We start from the raw sequence: 16561 nt of genomic DNA on the forward strand, positions 1-16561 counted from the left end.
CGTTCGTGCTAGTCTCCCCGGCGCTGCTGCTTGGGTTCCGTGCTTGCATGGTGCTGCTCCTTAGTGGTGGTCGGTGTCGAGGAGGTGGCGCTCCTCGACACCATCTTTCAGGCCTTGGCCTGGTATTGCGTGATGATCGCTACGACTTCGTTCTAGTCTTCATGCCCATCGATTCCGCAACTCCTCCCAAATCGCATCGCCATTCTCGAAGTACCGCTGCACCTCTCGTTCGGTCGTGTTATCGAGCCGCAAGACGGTGATGCAGTCATCGAAAAGAGCCGCATCGAGCCGACGCAGTTCGGTCATGTCGAAGGGGTAGTCCTGGCCGTTGTAAAGCCCGAGCAAGAAGCGGCCTATGACGCCACTCTGTCCCGAATGACCTTGAGCGACCGGCACCAATCGGTGTAGCGCCTCAATGCCCGTCAGGCGAATAGCAGGAAGGGCTCTCTCGTATCGAAAAATTTCGTCAAACGCTTCTATGATTCGATCTGGTGACATGGTGTTGCTCCTTTGATGTTGTCCAGGCGTTGCCCGCCTGGTGGTGGTTACAAGCGGTGTTGCTTAGGCGTTCTGGAAGGTCCAGCAACGCACGGTGGTGGATTTCCTAGCCATCGCGTTATTGGCTGCCTGGGCCGCTCGGACGGCGCTGTAAGTGGCCTTGTTCACCTCAAGCAGCTTGCGGCTGCGGCTATTGACCAACAGCGTGCGCAGGGTCTTGAGATCCGCGAGGTTCTGTCGGTGATCGCTGGCTTTTTCGGCGAAGTCGTTGAGGTTGATGGCGATGAGTTTCGGGTCGACGCTGTGATTGACCTGCGGCCCTTCGCCGAGGCTTTCCAGGTACTCGTAAACGTCCCAAAATTCGGCAACCAAAGGATGGTCAGCGCTGATCGCCGCCTGACGTTCCAGAGCCATGCTGGTGAGGGCTTGATGGGTAGTGACACGCTGGTTTTCATCCAGCGGACAGATCAAACAAAGGCAGTCCACCAGCGCCATGATCTGGCTATGGTTCTTGATGATCCGCTCCACACGGATCTCCTTGAGCTGGCGCAGATGCTGTTCATGCACCGCCACGCGCTCGGCAAACTTCGCCATGACCTGGGCTTCAGCCCGCACAGCCATCAACAGGAAATGGCTGAGCTGTTCCACCGGGATCAAGTTCAGGTTATCCGCAGCGGCACGGCTCTCTGTGGTCACCGCAGGGCGAGCAAAGTGAGTTTTGATAATTCGGGTCAGGATCGCCTCCGACGCGCTGACATCGGCGTTCTGGCTGATAGCGACGACACCCCGAAACGGTGGCTCGTAGGTTTCGTTACCACTGGTTTTCATCCCCCTGGTGCCGAGGGTGCCGCCGCCAAAGAAGTCTTTCAGCTCGTCCCAGTCAAAGCCCTTGGCATGCGCCTTGTCCGGCTCGTTGCGGTCGCCCTCGATCAACACCACCGGCATGTTGGAAACTTGGCCCATGGCCCGCTGGCGGCCTGCACGTGTTGATTTCGAAGGGTCGAAACCTTCGTGTTCTCGGCCCAGGAGCTTCCAGAGAAAAGTCAGCAGTGTTGTCTTGCCGGCACCGGCCTCGCCCGTCACTTCCAGAAAGGGAAACGACTTGTACTGTGCGCGAATCTGTTCGGCGAACAGCGAGCCGAACCAGAACGCCAGTGCAACGATTCCCTTGGCGCCGAAACATGTCCAAAGCATGGGCAACCAGTCGTTGCGGTACTGCTTGGCGTCACGTTGGATGTGCATCGCAATCGATTTCTGCAGCGTCTTGAGCCGCAGCTTGTCGAACTCAAAAAAGTCTTCTTTGTTGACCTGGCTGACGATGCCATTGCGCACGGCAATGTCGCCGAACACATAGGCCCCATGCTCCTTGCTGTAGCCCAAATAATCGATGGTCTCTACAGTTTTAAGCCCATAGAGCTGGTCCTTCATGATCTTGTCGAGCTGCTGCCCGCTGCCAGTGAACACCGCGCCGGCAGCCATGCTGAGCAAGCGTTTCTTGAACTCGCTGGCGGCGGCGACCTGACCGCCCGTGAAGGTGTTTTTTACGCTGCCGCCGTCGTGCGGAAAGTCCACGCGGAAGTAGTACCAGGACTCGTCAGTGACTTCGTTGCGCTGGAAGTACAGCGCCTGGGGGTAGCAGTTGGCGATTTCGACAACACCACCACATTGGCGCAGTGCCTTGTCACGACGTTGTTTATCGTTAAGCAACTGGTCTTCGTGGCGCTCCGAAGAGTCCAACGCCTGCATGGTCTTGTTGAACTTCTCCAGGTCCATCTTGAACCAGTACAGCCGGCTCTCGAACTCGAAGTGAAACTCATAGCGCTCGCGCCATTCGTACATCAGCGCGCCTTTCTCGGTCGCGCTTTCGGCGATCAGAAGCGAGCCGTGATAGCGGGCGGTAGCCAAGTCTCTTTTAATTTGCTCGGTGCGCTGGGGCTCGTCATCTATAAAGGCCCAGCGTTGATGCAGGTCATTCCAATCGACCTTGCGGCTGTCAGGCTGAGGGATTTGCGCTGCTTCGCATTCATAGCCCAGGGCGCGGGCCTGTTGTACCCATTGTCTGGTGTATTTGTGTGCACCGGGCTCGTTGTCCAGCGCCCAGACCAACTTGGGCAACTTGCCGCCGCGCAGTCGTGCCAGCTCTCTCAACGACTCTTCGGGGAACGCGTTGGACGACATAGACGACACCGCTGCAATGCCGTTATGCGCCAGAGCGATAGCGTCGAAGATCCCCTCGACAATCCACAGCTCGGCGACGTCCAGCAACTCGACGCAAGGCGGACACCACCAAACGCCGCGAGGACTATCCCCAGGCTTGAACCGAGCTTTCATCTTGCCGAAGCGATGAGGGCGATCGATCAACCGTTCCCAATACCCCCCTTTATCCAGGGCGAAGCGGACCGTAGTGCTGCCTTCGTTCAGTTCTCGGCAATAGTAGGACTCTTGGCTAAACCAGCCCTGAATCAGCTCAAGCCGAAACCCACGGGCAAACTCCAGATAGGCTCGAGCTGTGGCAGTGGGATATTGATCGCAAGAGGGCGCTCGCCGGCTCCAGTCATCGAATAGATCCTCATACAATTCCTTAACGTGCCAGCGCTTCGCACATTTGCTTTCGCGTCCACAAATGATCAGCCACGGTTTTGAAACGCGGGTATAAAGCTCTTTTTGTCCACAAGCTGGGCACTTGCCGCCGCGCCAATAGACGTCGCTGTGCCGCGTCTTGAATCCATAATCGTCCTTGAGCCGTTGAAGCACTTCAGCCCGTAGCGTTTCTGACTGTTCCATGTCGCACCAACTGATGGGCAATACAAGCCCAGCCCTACGGTCGAGTAGGGTTGGGTCAATGATTAAGGGTTAGAGCGAAGTAGGGTGGTTGAGGCCGGACGCCGCGTAATGCTCAGTCCAGGCTAACTGCACCAGTTTCATCGCAATGCCGGACGGCACCTCAAGTGCAACGATCAGATGGCGGATACAGTTTTTGAACAACTGATCGCCATCGGTAAGATGTTCTGCTTGGTGGCGAGCCAAATAGGCAAGGGCGGCCTGTTGCATGCTGCTGCGGTAATCAAGCGAAATAGGCTGGGTATCGTTCATTCAGTCCGCTCCATCCTTGAGTGGGGGTAATAGTTCGAGTTGAGCGACGTTCGTTGTCATCGCCTCACGACGTAGCGCGACATCTGCCAAAGGCAACTTGACCGCCGGGTTGGCCATCCCGCTGGGGCTCATCTCGTGTGTCATTTCAAACTCGGCGCGAACAGACCAACCGCAAGCCTCGTTAGTGCATTGCAAGTAAGCAATGCGAAGAAAAATATGTGTGCCCTCACTGGTGCGGATGCGCATCCGTGATTGGCAATGGGGGCAGACCAATTTGTAAGTGCTCACGGCGGCATCCTTGCGCGAGGGCTGATGGAATGATGATTGCCGGGACAGTACCGACCTTGATACCCAATAACACCGCAGCCCGATGGGCTTCGCCGCGGCGTCCTTTCTTCCGACCATTCAGCAGGTCGCTGACCAGGTTGCTGTTCAGCGAGTTCTGACGAGAGAACTCCGCAATGCTGATACCTTTTCGATCAAGCACCGCTCGGGCTTGCTCGGGTGTGAGAGGGGCGGGCATAGTGTCCATTCGTGGGCATCCGTGTTGATTTGGTGCAATTATGCCCAAGGATTTGTGCCTGTAAAGGGTGAAAGTTTGAAAAGTTGTGCATCTGAAAATGACATGGACGTTGGCGTGGGTGAACGCTTGCGCGAAGAACGGACGCGGCTGGGGCTCAACCAGGAGGCCTTTGCGCAACTGGGTGGCATCACCCGTAATACCCAGGGCAGCTATGAAAAAGGCGAGCGAAACCCTGATTCCGTCTACCTTACGGCGGTGCTTAAGGCTGGTGTCGATGTGCCGTATGTTTTGACGGGAAGGCGGATGCAACCTGCGCTCGAAGGCTTGAACGAGGCCGAAGAAGCGCTGCTGCAGCAGTTCAGAACGTTGTCTGACTATGACCAAAAAGCTGTGCATCGCATCATCAGCGCGATGGCTGAAGTGACCACCCTGTCAAACCAAGAGAAATAACTCGTAGATATTTAAACGATTCGTTACGACGAATTTCGATTTTGATTTCCCACAAGCCTAAGTAACGTTGCGCACGCAATGCACTTAATGGAGTGGTGGGCATGTTGGATCAGGATGAAAAAAAGAAAACTCGCGCGGATATGGACGAGCGCGAAAATTCTGAGCTAACACAGGATGAAGGGAATCTTCTTACGTGGTATAGGGATATGTCTGAGGTGGATCGAGGTTATATCCGACATGTTGCGCGGGCGTTGGCGTGCGCGCTCTGATCAAAATAACGATCATGTTTATATTAATGTCAGTTGGCGAGTGGGAGGTTTAATGTGGTAAAAAACTATATGTATATGTTTGAGTGTGATTATGGCTCTCGGGTAAAAGAGCGTGATTTCATAAAGGATATTTTAAATACGTTTGAGCCCGATTATGCTACATCAGTGGGTGCTGTTGTAAATAACAATCCTTATTGTTTGGAATTCTCTATTGTTGTAAATCTACAAGGCGATCCTGTTAGGTTTGAGGAGTGGCTTCGCAATAAATACCCGGAAAAACTAAAGCGCCATAACGTTTTCTTAAATGACGTGTTGTTTTTTAACGTGATCACGTTTATAGAAGAGACAATGGTTGATATGGCTCTTGTTAGTGAGCCAAGCTTTGTGTTTTTATGGCCGGAACGTGAACTTTTTGAAACCCTTAACCCTCAGTATAAGCAAATGAAGCGAAACGATTCGAAAGTTTTTATCAGTCACTCATCCAAGGATAAAGAGCTAATTGTTGGTCCTTTGAATGCTTATCTTCAAGCTGAAGGTATTGGTACGTGGCTCGACAGTTACGAAATTGACTACGGTGATAATATTTATCTCAAGGTAAATGAAGGGATCGAAAATTCAAAGGTTGGTATATTTATATTGACAAATAATTTTTTCGATAGCGCTAGTGGTTGGCCTATAACTGAATTTTCAACTTTTTTTATGGATCTCATGAAAAATAATAAGAAGGTTTTGATGGTTAACGCGGGCGTGGATCAAGACAAAATTCACGCAATGATGAAAGCTTATAAATACCTTAATTGGGACGACGGAGAGGGGTTGCCTGAACTGGCTAACGCGATCAGGAGAAAGCTTAAGTCGTAGGTCCGAAATATACCAAAGGTAAATTTAATAAAGTAACCCGCTATCGCCAGCGCTATAGCGGGGTTCAAATTGCGCTAGGAATTAGCGGAGCGGCAACATTAATGTGACGGGTGAAAGCTCCGGGCACGGTATAAAACCTGCGTATTTTGTATAAAAGTCCGACAAACGCTCATTAAGCGGGTGGACAATTATAGCGGTAGAGCCAATGGTATTTGACGCACTAATCGCTCGTTCAATCGCATCTTGCAGCAAGTCAATGGCGAAACCTTGACCTTGTGCTTCCAGAGTTATTCCCATGCGCCCCAGCAGTGTCACGGGATGCACGCTGGGGGAATTACGTTGACGGCTTTTCGGAACGACGTTCTCGCGTGCGATTGATCCGCTCGACAGGGTGTAATAGCCCATGACGACCGGCGTATCCTTGCGGCAGATGACGTATACAACGGCCTGCTTTGCCGCTTGAGCTTTGCGCGCTTGTCTTTGAAGGTAATCGTTGATCGATGTCACGCCAGAATCGAATTCATCCAAGATGTGCTCATCGTTCAGCTTTTCCGGAGCCCTTAGCTCCACCGTTTGGGCCTTTCGAGAAGTTGATGTAGGCACTCGTTACCTCGAATCGGGTTGGCTTCCATTGCCTGTTCAAATGCGTCAAATGCAACGTCGTCGAGAAGGAACAGACGCTTATCCAGGATGACTTCCTCTGCTTTCTGACAAGCAGCTTCCAAGATAAAGCTGGTTCGATCACGACCAGACATAGCAGCTGCCAGATCGATCAGGTTTCGTTTTTTTTCGTCCGCTCTCATGTTGATGGGAACGGGTTTTGACCTTTCAACACTTTCAATTGTTACAGTCATGTTTCACCTATGGGCTGGTTGGCAGAAGTGCATAGCTCTCCTTATGAGCAGGGAGGTATTGATAAATTTGTAATTTTCATTGCGGATTCCTTCCGGGTGTGAGGTGAATCGTTTAGGTTCGGGCCATGAGGGTTGCCTTGAGAGGATTCTACGCGCCTGTATAGCTACTGTATATATGCGTGTAGCTTGTAGCTACATGGGGCGAGCCCTGAATGGATCAGGATGTGCCCAAGCCGCTCCGCGGCCAGCGTAACAACGACATCTGCGGCACCGAAAGCATCCGCAGGGTTGGCTGCATTTTCAAAGCTACCCTATCATTTTTCAGCCGCTCGCTGCCGCTCACCCTCTGATTACATCCGTTCGGGTGAGCGACGAAAGTGGTGCAGTCCATAGCGATCTGGGAGTCGGTTTTGTTACCAATAGAGCGTGCCGAAGCCATTGGACCGAGCTAGGCGATGGACGTATTGCGTTCACCAAGCGTTATGGACAGAAACAAAAAAGACGCTGTAGTCGCCTTTATCGTGTTCGGTGAAGCAGATCCAGACACCACTTGCGAACCGCCTTGCGCGGTTACGGCTTTCGTCGGTGGGAAGCGCTAAGCTCATTACTCAGAAGCAATCAATTTCGATCAGGTGCAACACGTTGAAATTGGCTATAAGCAGACGTTGAAGGGCGATCACGTTCGACTTATAGCTAACTGCTACTGACTACGAGAAACACCACTGCTAAAAACCCATGCGGCAGCCCTTCTGACGGAGAATGGGGTTTGTTGGGGCGTGGGGAATGCCTGCATGATTGTGCTCAGGTAGCCGAGCTGCCAGCGTAAGAAGGGAGATCATATGCTTCAGATTGCCACCGGAAAGCTTTTCAGCCGCCCCGTAGGTTGGGAGAACTTGCTACGCGGAATTCTCTATACCAATGCCACCTTTGGTAGTGGAGATGTAATTGAAACGGCTGGAGGGAGATTATTACCGTCTACTAGCTACTCGATTCATCCGCGTGTTCTCGTCTATGAGCTGCTGGAGCGGATGGAGGCCGAAGAGAATGGACCAGGTGTGCTCATATCCTCGTGTGTTGAACCGTACCTGAACGATTTTGCCGTTGTGGCTTCATTTGCTTTGAATTGCGTATGTACGCCGGACATCGATCTGGCCCGACGTTTGACGACTGGCAAAAAAGGCTTGGCCACACGTGCAGCTCCGCAAGAGTTCGTTCGTCGTTTCTTCGATGCCGAACTCTGGTGCAAGCCCCAGGAAGTCACATTCCTGCAGGAGTTCATCACTCAACTGATTGGTTTGCCTCGCAACACATTTCTTTGCGTCATGCGAGCGATCCGGACCTACATAAACGGTATGCACCGTATCGCCGATGATTTGGAACTTTCGTACACGCTGCTAGTCGCGTCAGTTGAGTCGCTAGCCCAAGACTTCGATGGGCATGAAAGTGACTGGGAGTCCTATGAGGAGCGTAAGCGCCTTGCAGTTGATGAGGCATTGTCTGGTGCTGAGGAAGAGCTCGCGCAGCGGGTCAGAGAGGCGCTGTTAAGAGTAGAGCATACGGCTTTAGCGCGGCGGTTTCGTGAATTCGCTATATCTCATACGTCGCCCAGTTATTTCCGCGAACCTGCACTAGTCACGAATCAGTCTCTCGCGCGCTCGGACCTTAAGGAGGTCTTGGCAATGGCCTATCAGTCACGATCCAAGTATGTGCACCAGCTCAAGCGGCTCCCGGATGTGGTAGTCCTTGGTCATGGTTTTGGTGAAACGGCGTTACATGAACGTATGCCCTATTTGACCCTTCAAGGACTATCTCGCTTGATGCGCAATGTGATCATTGAATTCGTGATGGGCCAACCCTCATTGAAGCATGAGGAATATGACTACGTTTTGGAGCGTAGCGGGGTAATCCAGATGCAGATGGCGCCTCAGTACTGGGTCGGGAATGCTGAAGGAGATTTGATCGGCGCCGGTCGACGTAAGCTTGAGGGTTTTTTAGAGCAGTATGGTCCCTGCATTTTGAAAGAAGAAGGAGCAGCCCTAACAGACCTGCGGCCGGTTCTGAGCGCTGTGGCAGAGCTCCTGCCAGACTCAAAAAAGGCTCTTCGCCTGCCATACCTGGCTCTATATGTCCTTTTCAACGGTGTTGTTTCCGAAGAACAAAGGGAGCCTATATCTGAACCGATTAACAGGCTTATTCAGCAAGAGCTCTTCCAGCCTTCGGCGGAAGCACTTATCGTATGCACCATCTTAGGCAAGATAATCAACTGGCCTTTGGATATTCACCATCAGGAGCTGGAGAACTATTTCAAGCGACGTAAGAGTCCAAGTGGGCTACGCTTTCCACGATTATTTGAGGCTGCTATGTCACTAGCTCTGGCTGAGCGCTACCGTCTATTGGGTGATTTGAATAAATGTCGGGAGATGGTTGCGGTCGCAGTGGAAAGTCACCCAGGGCATCAACAGCTGGTGCAGTTGGAAGTAGACGTCACCCTAGATACCCCTATCCATGGGTCAAATATTTTATTGCCTCGCTCAATTTCAGGTGATGAGGCTGACTGAGCCCAAGCTTTAAAAGTTTGATCCGTTTTGCTAAGACATCCACGAAGATATGTCGATGAGCGAAAGAAACGATCCCCTTGAAGAGTTGCGCGCAGTTATTCAGGAGCAATTGACGCTCTTGAACCTGATGCTCTTCGTAATGTCGGAGGGGCCAGTTCTCCGCGAAGGACAATGGCTGGCTTGCTGTCTGGAGCCAGACCAAAGGCGCGCGGCTGCTGCAGTTGCCATGGGCGCTGGACAATCCCTTAATACCATCCTGAAAAACTCAACTGAGCGTGGCCTTGCAGTCCGCGATCTCTATCCAATTGCCAGATGTGTGGTTGAGGGATTCATCAATGCTGCTTTTTTCACGACGCAGCCTGTTCAGGTCTCTAAACGCGCTTTAAAACATCTTCATTATGCCGCTTGGAAGCATAACAATCGCGTGATTGGCAACGGGGAGTTCATGATGACTTTGGGTGATGGTCCAGCTCCTAAAGCGACGGCAGCGAGGCTTTTCCCCGAGTTCGCCGGCCCTGGGCAAGACTCGTGGTGTTCGCTCGACACACCGTCCAAAATTAACCGTATAGGCAAAGTCGTGCGGGCGTCTGGAGGCGCCTTTTTGGGGGCGTATGCAGGCATCTACGCCGTGTCCTCGGAAATCATACATGGCTCAGTGTATGGCATGAGTTACTTTATGAGCGCACACAGAGGTCAGGAGCAGACTCTCGAGGCATTCCAGAGAGGAACCGAAGAGCAAATGGCCGACATCTTGTCAGCAGTTGGGCATGCCGCCAGCGGTTTTATTGCTGCCTATGCAAATGTCCATCAATTCGGCCCACTGGTTCTTAAGGAGCATGAGTTATTCAAGCGGTTGTTCAAGGCTGCAACTGGAGACGAATGGGTAGGTGGGGAACCACCAGACGCATAGTTTACAACTGAGTCGCTCCCGCCTTTTTGGGCTCTTTTGAACGTCTGCTATTGGCCGATTCTGTTGAAAAAGTCGGTCAAGATCTTCACGGTAGAAAAGTATGTGTTTGAGATTGGCATTTTTACGTTGAACAAAGGATTCCGGGCCCAGATTCGTGTAGCTGCGCGCAAAAAAGGCGCTTTCAGCAGTCAGTGTACGGACGGTTTTGGAAGGACCGACTGTTTTCGACAGAGTCGGCCAGAAGCAGTCACTGAGTGCTTATCAATCCGGGGGCGGTTCACCAGCCAATTCAGGAGCAGAACTATGTATCGCTATCTTCTTTTATGGTCCGAGGTCAGCTACGACCTCGGACTCATTGGATTGGCTGAGCTCAAAGAGCGCGCGGAAGTAGCGGAATGGCTTCTCGACCCGGGCCACAGTATACGCGACCCGAGATTGGGGCGTGACGAGGAGCCTGAGACTCAAGAATCAAGTGAATGCGAGCGACCTGATACTGCCCCTCTCGTCGAGGGCGCAAAGAAAGATGATCCTGCAGATCGGTGGTTTCATCTCGTCGTGCTAAGCAAATGGGTTTTTACGGTTGGCGACGCAGACTGTTATCCCTCTGTGCCTCACGGTCACTTTCAAAAAAAAACTAATTCATGGCCCAAGCTCAACCCCTACACCGGACGAGTATTCTCAGCTCCTCATTCAGAGGACAAAGCACGCCGGCTGACCAGAAGAGAAATGCAGGTACTGTGGAACGATGAAGAGTTTCTTAACCATTGCCACAAGCAGATCGACTGGTATACCGAGTTTGCCCCTCAGTACCAATTCGTCACCGCCAAGTACGGAAGGCACCAACTCCCACGCTGGAGGCCAGTCCGGTAACAAATGGAGGAAGCCCAAAAAAACAAAAGCCCGCGTAAGCGGGCTTTTGATTAAGAATTCGACCCTGATGGAACACAACTTACATCAGGGGAGCAGCAGCAGACACGGCGAAGGGGTTGTTGTGAACCGGCAACACAGAATCTACGCGCACACGAAGCATACTGCATAGACATGCTTGCCGCAAATATAACGGCTGGACGCCACCATTGGCTGTCGCGTACTTGAGTAGTTGACCGCGAACTACTGTTCCCATTCGAAAGGGGGTTGTGTCTACCTCTGCTGTATCAACCCCCGCCCAACCCACTCCGCCACCTGCGCAACAACGGCGTTTCCGGCACTGAAAGCCTCCGCAAGGTTGGCCGCATCCAGTCCGAGACAAAACCCATCATCTTCAGACGTTCGCTGCCGCTCAACCATCTGATCCCATCCGTTCGGGTGAGCGACGAAAGTGGTACAGCCCATAGCGATCTGGGATCCGGCTTTGTTTGCCAATAGAGTATTGGCAGCCCAGGCATCCGCGGGGCGTGGCCAGCGGATCGAGCGAGACGCTGGAGGTATTGCGTCCACTGGCGCGGCGTCAGCCAGGAACTCGAAGGGGGGCATGCGTCGATAACCTGCGACCAGGAATATTCGACGACGTTGCTGGGGGACTCCGAAATATTGAGCATTAAGCACTCGCCAAAATCCCACATACCCGCAGTCCGCAAGGGCCCGGATGACTGTCTCAAAGTCTTGGCTATCGTTGACAGCGAGCAGGTTAACGACGTTCTCAAGGACCACCCAGCCTGGTTGTATCTCTTTGAGGATACGTATGACTTCCCAGAACAGGCCGCTGCGTTCGCCGCGCAGGCCTCGGGTGTCTTGATTGCTCTCCCGACATCCGGCGATGCTGATGTCCTGGCAGGGGAAGCCAGCGGTGAGGACATCGACGGGGGAGAGGTTATGGGCGCCGCACTGGCGCACGTCTTCGAACTGGCGTGCATGGGGAAATCGATCGGCAAGCACAGCCCGGTTGACGGGGTTGAGTTCAACTTGCCAGGCGCTGCGGTATCCCGCGTTTTCAAATCCGACATCAAAGCCTCCTATGCCTGCGAACAGGCTGCCAATGGTGGGTTGCTGCATTCATGAACTCGTTGTTCTGGATGCTCGCGGCACGCTTGGGGGAGGCTCTGGGCCTTCAGATGGTTGAGTGTCCGACAGCGCGGGCACTTGATCTGTAATTCCTGGAAGCCGCTGGCAGCGGCGAGTTTGCGGCAGCAATGGCCGCAACGTATGTCTTGCATGAGGTCGTCCTTGAGCATTGTCTTTAACGTCTTCGTAATACGGGTTATTGCCGTTCTGTCTTCATTCGCTTCCACTCCCGATCTATAGCCCGCTTCGCCGAATGCTCCGTGGCGTACAACCAGTGCAGCCGCTTGGGCTTGCTCTGGTCTCCAATCGTCACGGCCTTTTCCTTCCCGGACTTCCTATCGCGGTAGTAGGCGATGACGCCGGTGAAGTCACCTCTGTTCTCTTCAGCCAGCCCCTCAACCGTGTCCTCGGGTAGCTTGCTCTCCAACTCCAAACTGACGGTGTAGCCATTGTCCGCACTCAGGCTATGCAGCACGTTGCCGCCGTACCAAATGATGGCGTCTATCTCCTGCTTCACGCCCTGGAGCGTGTAGGTCAGTTCTGGAATCAGGTCAGGACGTCCCCGGGCCAAGGTGTAGCTGAGGGTCGCGCTACCGCGCTGCAACCGGTTGAATTCAGAGCGAGCGGCGCGCAAGGCAGACTGGCGGTCGCTGTAGGTGTGGCGAAGGTCTTTAAGAGAGTCGCCGCCACCGGCAATAGCTTCCTGTTTCTTCGCGCTGTTTACGTCATAGAAATACGCACGTACCCCGTCGTAACTGCCACGGTCAGCTTGTAGATAACGGTGTTGGTCGCCATCGGTCCGGTTGAGAGTGATGTGGGGCAAATCTGCGCCGCTGGCGGTCTTGCCACCGCCAGCCGGCAGGCACAACAGGTGTCCGGCTTTGACGGTGACCACGGCGTCGAACTCTTCCCCAAGGCGGCTGATTAGGTTGGCATCCGATTCGCTCGCCTGGTCCAGCTGCAGGATGGGCAACTCGGCCAAGGCACCGGCAACCGTGGCGGTGAGGCCGTTGCCCAAAGCGATGTCGCCCAGGACCTCGCCAAGTGTCGTGTTGCTCCAACTGCGCTCGCGTTTGGTTTTCAAACCCTTGCGAAGATCCGCCGAGCGAGCGCGAATATTAAGTACGTCCGGTGCGCCGCTGTGCTCGGTTTCATCGACGGTGTAGCTGCCTTTGTCCACCAGGCCGGTGTCACTCCAACCCAGCCATAGCCGGACGACCGCGCCTTTAGGCGGGATGGTTAACAGTCCGTCGTGGTCGCTGAGGGTGATGCTCAACTGATCGGCCTCGATGCCGCGATTGTCGGCCAGTTCCAGGTGCATCAACCTCGGGCTGATCAACTGGGCGATGTCCTTGCCATCGACCGTGATGCGAAACGCCGGCACTGAATAGACAGTATCTCGGCGATTCAGATAGCCGGTGACATGGGCGAGAGCAGTATCGATCACAGCAGCGCCCTCATGATGCTCACACCGACACTGGTCGCCGCGCCGAGTAGGTCGATGCGGTCGTCATCGATGCGCTTGAGGCTGAGGCTGAACTCAATCCGCCGTGGTGTGCCGTCGCGAAAGAACAGCGTTTTGGTTTCGCTCAAGCTGTCGATAATCCACAACCCATAGATCCGTCCGCTGCCCTCGACCATCGGCCAGGCCTTCCCGGTATTCGCCATCAGGCGCAGGGCGTCGAGGCTCAAGGCACTGCCGGCCAGTTCCGGCAGGATGACGCCGGGCAGGGTGATAACGTCCTCACCGCGCCCGACAAACTGCCGCGCCGGGGCGGCACCGATGCGCGGGTTGCTCACGTGGCGCCATTCGGTTTGGCGTTGCAGTTCCTGGTAGGCGGCAGTGGAGAGGCTGAAGACGAACATGCCCAAGGCAAGCATCATGGTCGGCTACTCCAGGTCCGAAAGGCGGCTGCGGCGTCGAGCGGCCTTCTCGTTTTGATGCCGTGCTATTTCGGCACGTACAGTCCGGGCGACTGCGTTGGCGTCCATGCCTGGCGTGGTGTGGATGTGAATGGCATAGGTGTCGTGGCTATCAATGTGTTGGGAAGGTCGTGGGCTGATCGGAGCGCGAGTATCGACCGTCAGTGAATCAATCGACGACAACCGTCCTCCGGCAGCGATGAGCTGTTCGCCCAGGGCGGTTATAGCGCCCAGGGGGCCATCGGCGTGCAACGTTAGGCCTTGGACAAGCCCCTCCACCGTGAACCCGCCCAACTCGGCAAATACCCGTGAGGGACTATGGATGCCCAGGGTTTCTTTGAAGGCGTCGATGGTTCGGGTGCCGAGGCGGTCAACCACCTCTTTCAGGCGGCTCATGCCCGCGGTCAGTCCGTTGACCAGGCCGTCGACCATCAACCCGCCGAAGGCAGTAAAGCGGTTGGGCAAGTCGATGCCCAGGTACTTCATTACAGCGGCGAACGCTTGGTAGATCAAGCCGACCGGGCTGAAGTCCGCAAGCACTTTCAAAATGCCGCCCAGCCCATTGTCGAAACCGGTCTGGATTTCACGCCAAGCGCCGGCTAAATACGCCGTCACCGCGTCCCAGTGTTCATACAGCAGATACGCTGCGCCGGCGATGGCGGTGATTGCCAGCCCAATTGGATTCAGCATCAGGGCACGCCCGACGATGAGCAACGCCCTCGCCACGAATGGCAGCACGGTACGGCCCAAAGTCGACAGCAAGCCAATCAAACCCGGCAGACGAAAACCCAACTGAACCAGGACGAAACGCAGCGCTGCGAACGGCAACAGAACGCTCGCTAACGCCAGCATCAGCCCGCCGACAGCGACGGCCAGCGCGGCGATGATCGCAACGGTTTTAACGAGCCCAGCCGCGAGTTTGGGATTCTCCCGAGCCCAGGATTTGATGCTCCTGACAAGCGCGGTGACGGACTGAACCAGCTCCCTAAGCGGTTCGTTCTGTTGGTCCTGTAATTCAATACCTAGGTCCTGCCAGGCGCTGCTGAGGCTGGTCAGATCACCCTTGAGGTTATCGGCCATAACCTTCGCCGTGCGCGCCGCTTCGCCCTGACTTTGACGCAGGTTGGCGATGAGCACCTGCAGCTGTCCAGTGCCCGCCTGTTCGACCAGTTGGGCCATGCCCTTGACCGCTTCTTCCCCGGCAATCGCTTTGAACAGGCCGCCTTTCTCGGCGGTGCCCAGGCGATGGGTTTTGCTGTAGATCTCCTTTAAAAGGTCGGGCAGGGGGCGCAGGTTTCCGACCGCATCGGCCGTGGTGATGTTCAGTTGCTGCAAGGCTTTTTCAGCGCCTTTGGGTGGGGCGGCCAAGCGGTTCATGATCGAGCTGAGTGCGGTGCCGCCCATGCTGCCCTGTAGGCCTGCATCGCCGAGTTTGCCGGCCATCGCGGCGGCCACTTCCAATTCCACACCGTACGTTTTCGCCATGGGCGCGGCGTACTTCATGGTGTCGCCCAGCATTTGCAGAGTGGTATTGGAGCGGGTGAACGTCCCCACCAGCACATCGCCGAGGCGATCCATTTCATCGGCTGTCAGGCCCAGCCCCGACAGGATGTTCGACGCGATGTCAGCGGTCTGAGCCAACTCAGTACCACCTGCCGCCGCTAGGTTGAGCATGCCTGGCATCGCGGCCCGGATGGCGTTGGGTTCGAAGCCTGCCATCCCTAGGTAGCCTTGGGCATCGGCGGCCTGTCCTGCGGTGAATTGGGTGGCGCCGCCCAGCTCGCGAGCTTGAGTGCGCAAAGCCTTGAGCGCATCGGCATGCTCATCCAGACGAGTAATCGCCTGCACCTGGCTCAGGCTGGCGTCGAAGTTGATGCCCGGCGATAGCATCCGTGCCCCTGCGTACAACACTGAACCGCTACCGGCAGTTGCGACAGCGCCTTTAGCGGTCAGCTCGCCGGCGCTGCGCCGTGAAGTATCCAATGAAGCCCGCGCAGTGCTCAGGCGCCGTTGTTGTTCATTCAATGCGGCCAGTCGTTTGTATTGTGTGCTTAGGCTGGCATTGGTGGCTCCGATCTGTTGGCGTAGCTGGCGTTCGTCGCGGGCCAGGTGTTGGGTGCTGATACCCGCGCCGGCCAGTCGAGCACGCAGCGCCTGGAGCTGTTCACCTTGCTTGCGATGTTGTTGCTTAAGCGCCTGGGCGGCCCTGACGGCGGCCTGAAAGTGCTTAGTCATGGCTCGCGTCGGCGCCCCGGTCGCTGCGAACTGTTGGCTGAGGGCGCGGACCTTTTCCCGTGCCGCGTTAAGGGCCTCTTCGGTGCGCAGTGACGCCGACCGCTGAGCACGCCAGGCGCTGATGTCTTGCTGTTGGGCATTGAGCGCCTTGAGGCGGTCACGGGTTTCTTTCAATGCGCGAGCGGTGGCGGTGCTGCGTTTGTCGATCACCTTCAAAGGGCCGCTGGCTTTGTCGATAGCGCCCAGGAGCACGCGCAGTTTTAAGTCATTGCCCATCGGTGACACTCCGTGCCCGGGCGCGTTCGCGCCACGCCATCAGTTCTTGCAGGCCCAACGGGTCCATGTCCGTCGGTGCCCAGTGGAAAACCACGGCCAGGTCGGCCATG

18 protein-coding genes and 1 pseudogene are annotated in these 16561 nt (G+C 55.1%); 6 read left to right on the forward strand and 13 right to left on the reverse strand.

The window, feature by feature from the left end:
- Positions 1–159: 159 nt before the first annotated feature.
- The 5 genes and pseudogenes from AO356_RS20475 to AO356_RS33105 form a co-directional block, all read right to left on the reverse strand.
- The gene (locus AO356_RS20475; RefSeq protein WP_060741277.1) at positions 160–498 is read right to left on the reverse strand and encodes a DUF7673 family protein; all 339 of its coding nucleotides are present in this window, start codon (positions 496–498) and stop codon (positions 160–162) included.
- Positions 499–561: 63 nt separating this feature from the next.
- A complete protein-coding gene (locus AO356_RS20480; protein WP_203225756.1) occupies positions 562–3282 on the reverse strand; it encodes a toprim domain-containing protein in 2721 nt (906 codons plus the stop codon).
- Positions 3283–3351: 69 nt separating this feature from the next.
- Positions 3352–3591 (reverse strand): hypothetical protein, encoded by a 240-nt coding sequence (locus AO356_RS20485; protein ID WP_060741278.1) that lies wholly within the window; start codon positions 3589–3591, stop codon positions 3352–3354.
- Positions 3592–3879 (reverse strand): ogr/Delta-like zinc finger family protein, encoded by a 288-nt coding sequence (locus AO356_RS20490; protein ID WP_060741279.1) that lies wholly within the window; start codon positions 3877–3879, stop codon positions 3592–3594.
- 43 nt (positions 3880–3922) lie between these two features.
- A pseudogene (locus AO356_RS33105) lies at positions 3923–4114 on the reverse strand (DNA-binding protein); the annotation flags it as partial.
- 114 nt (positions 4115–4228) lie between these two features.
- On the opposite strand from AO356_RS33105, the gene AO356_RS20500 reads away from it, so the two are divergent.
- Together AO356_RS20500 and AO356_RS20505 are read left to right on the forward strand one after the other, a co-directional pair.
- On the forward strand, positions 4229–4564 hold the full coding sequence (locus AO356_RS20500) for a helix-turn-helix domain-containing protein (RefSeq protein WP_237140762.1): 336 nt from the start codon (positions 4229–4231) through the stop codon (positions 4562–4564).
- Positions 4565–4887: 323 nt separating this feature from the next.
- The gene (locus AO356_RS20505; RefSeq protein WP_152032436.1) at positions 4888–5694 is read left to right on the forward strand and encodes a toll/interleukin-1 receptor domain-containing protein; all 807 of its coding nucleotides are present in this window, start codon (positions 4888–4890) and stop codon (positions 5692–5694) included.
- A gap of 81 nt (positions 5695–5775) precedes the next feature.
- Here the strand turns inward: AO356_RS20505 and AO356_RS20510 are convergent, their stop codons facing one another.
- A complete protein-coding gene (locus tag AO356_RS20510) occupies positions 5776–6222 on the reverse strand; it encodes a hypothetical protein (protein ID WP_237140763.1) in 447 nt (148 codons plus the stop codon).
- A gap of 32 nt (positions 6223–6254) precedes the next feature.
- Positions 6255–6548, reverse strand: coding sequence for a DUF1778 domain-containing protein (locus AO356_RS20515; RefSeq protein ID WP_060741283.1), 294 nt, complete (start codon positions 6546–6548; stop codon positions 6255–6257).
- A gap of 212 nt (positions 6549–6760) precedes the next feature.
- Here AO356_RS20515 and AO356_RS32740 point away from each other — a divergent pair, with 212 nt between their 5' ends.
- The 4 genes from AO356_RS32740 (at position 6761) to AO356_RS20530 (ending at position 10886) form a co-directional block, all read left to right on the forward strand.
- Entirely contained in the window at positions 6761–6898 is a 138-nt protein-coding gene (locus tag AO356_RS32740) for a hypothetical protein (RefSeq protein WP_160320219.1), read from the forward strand.
- Positions 6899–7387: 489 nt separating this feature from the next.
- Entirely contained in the window at positions 7388–9106 is a 1719-nt protein-coding gene (locus tag AO356_RS20520; protein ID WP_060741284.1) for a hypothetical protein, read from the forward strand.
- A 55-nt stretch (positions 9107–9161) separates the two neighbouring features.
- Positions 9162–10016, forward strand: coding sequence for a DUF5677 domain-containing protein (locus AO356_RS20525; protein WP_060741285.1), 855 nt, complete (start codon positions 9162–9164; stop codon positions 10014–10016).
- Positions 10017–10319: 303 nt separating this feature from the next.
- On the forward strand, positions 10320–10886 hold the full coding sequence (locus AO356_RS20530; RefSeq protein WP_060741286.1) for a hypothetical protein: 567 nt from the start codon (positions 10320–10322) through the stop codon (positions 10884–10886).
- A 270-nt stretch (positions 10887–11156) separates the two neighbouring features.
- Here the strand turns inward: AO356_RS20530 and AO356_RS20535 are convergent, their stop codons facing one another.
- The 6 genes from AO356_RS20535 to AO356_RS31100 are packed head-to-tail and all read right to left on the reverse strand — an operon-like array spanning position 11157 to position 16560.
- Positions 11157–12008 carry a DNA cytosine methyltransferase gene (locus tag AO356_RS20535; protein ID WP_060741287.1) on the reverse strand — a complete coding sequence of 284 codons (852 nt, stop codon included), beginning with the start codon at positions 12006–12008 and terminating at the stop codon, positions 11157–11159.
- Positions 11969–12187: a Com family DNA-binding transcriptional regulator gene (locus tag AO356_RS31095; protein ID WP_310650581.1), complete on the reverse strand. Its 219-nt coding sequence runs from the start codon at positions 12185–12187 to the stop codon at positions 11969–11971. Before AO356_RS31095 ends, AO356_RS20535 begins: the two co-directional genes overlap by 40 nt.
- A gap of 26 nt (positions 12188–12213) precedes the next feature.
- A complete protein-coding gene (locus tag AO356_RS20540) occupies positions 12214–13464 on the reverse strand; it encodes a phage late control D family protein (protein ID WP_060741288.1) in 1251 nt (416 codons plus the stop codon).
- Positions 13461–13901 (reverse strand): phage tail protein, encoded by a 441-nt coding sequence (locus tag AO356_RS20545; RefSeq protein WP_060741289.1) that lies wholly within the window; start codon positions 13899–13901, stop codon positions 13461–13463. Before AO356_RS20545 ends, AO356_RS20540 begins: the two co-directional genes overlap by 4 nt.
- Before the next feature lie 6 nt (positions 13902–13907).
- Positions 13908–16451 (reverse strand): phage tail tape measure protein, encoded by a 2544-nt coding sequence (locus AO356_RS20550; protein ID WP_060741290.1) that lies wholly within the window; start codon positions 16449–16451, stop codon positions 13908–13910.
- Positions 16441–16560: a GpE family phage tail protein gene (locus AO356_RS31100; RefSeq protein WP_072344080.1), complete on the reverse strand. Its 120-nt coding sequence runs from the start codon at positions 16558–16560 to the stop codon at positions 16441–16443. The genes AO356_RS20550 and AO356_RS31100 overlap by 11 nt, the downstream gene beginning before the upstream one ends.
- Between the last annotated feature and the right edge of the window lies 1 nt (position 16561).

This window comes from Pseudomonas fluorescens (genome assembly GCF_001307275.1).
In the GTDB taxonomy this organism is placed as follows: domain Bacteria; phylum Pseudomonadota; class Gammaproteobacteria; order Pseudomonadales; family Pseudomonadaceae; genus Aquipseudomonas; species Aquipseudomonas fluorescens_AA.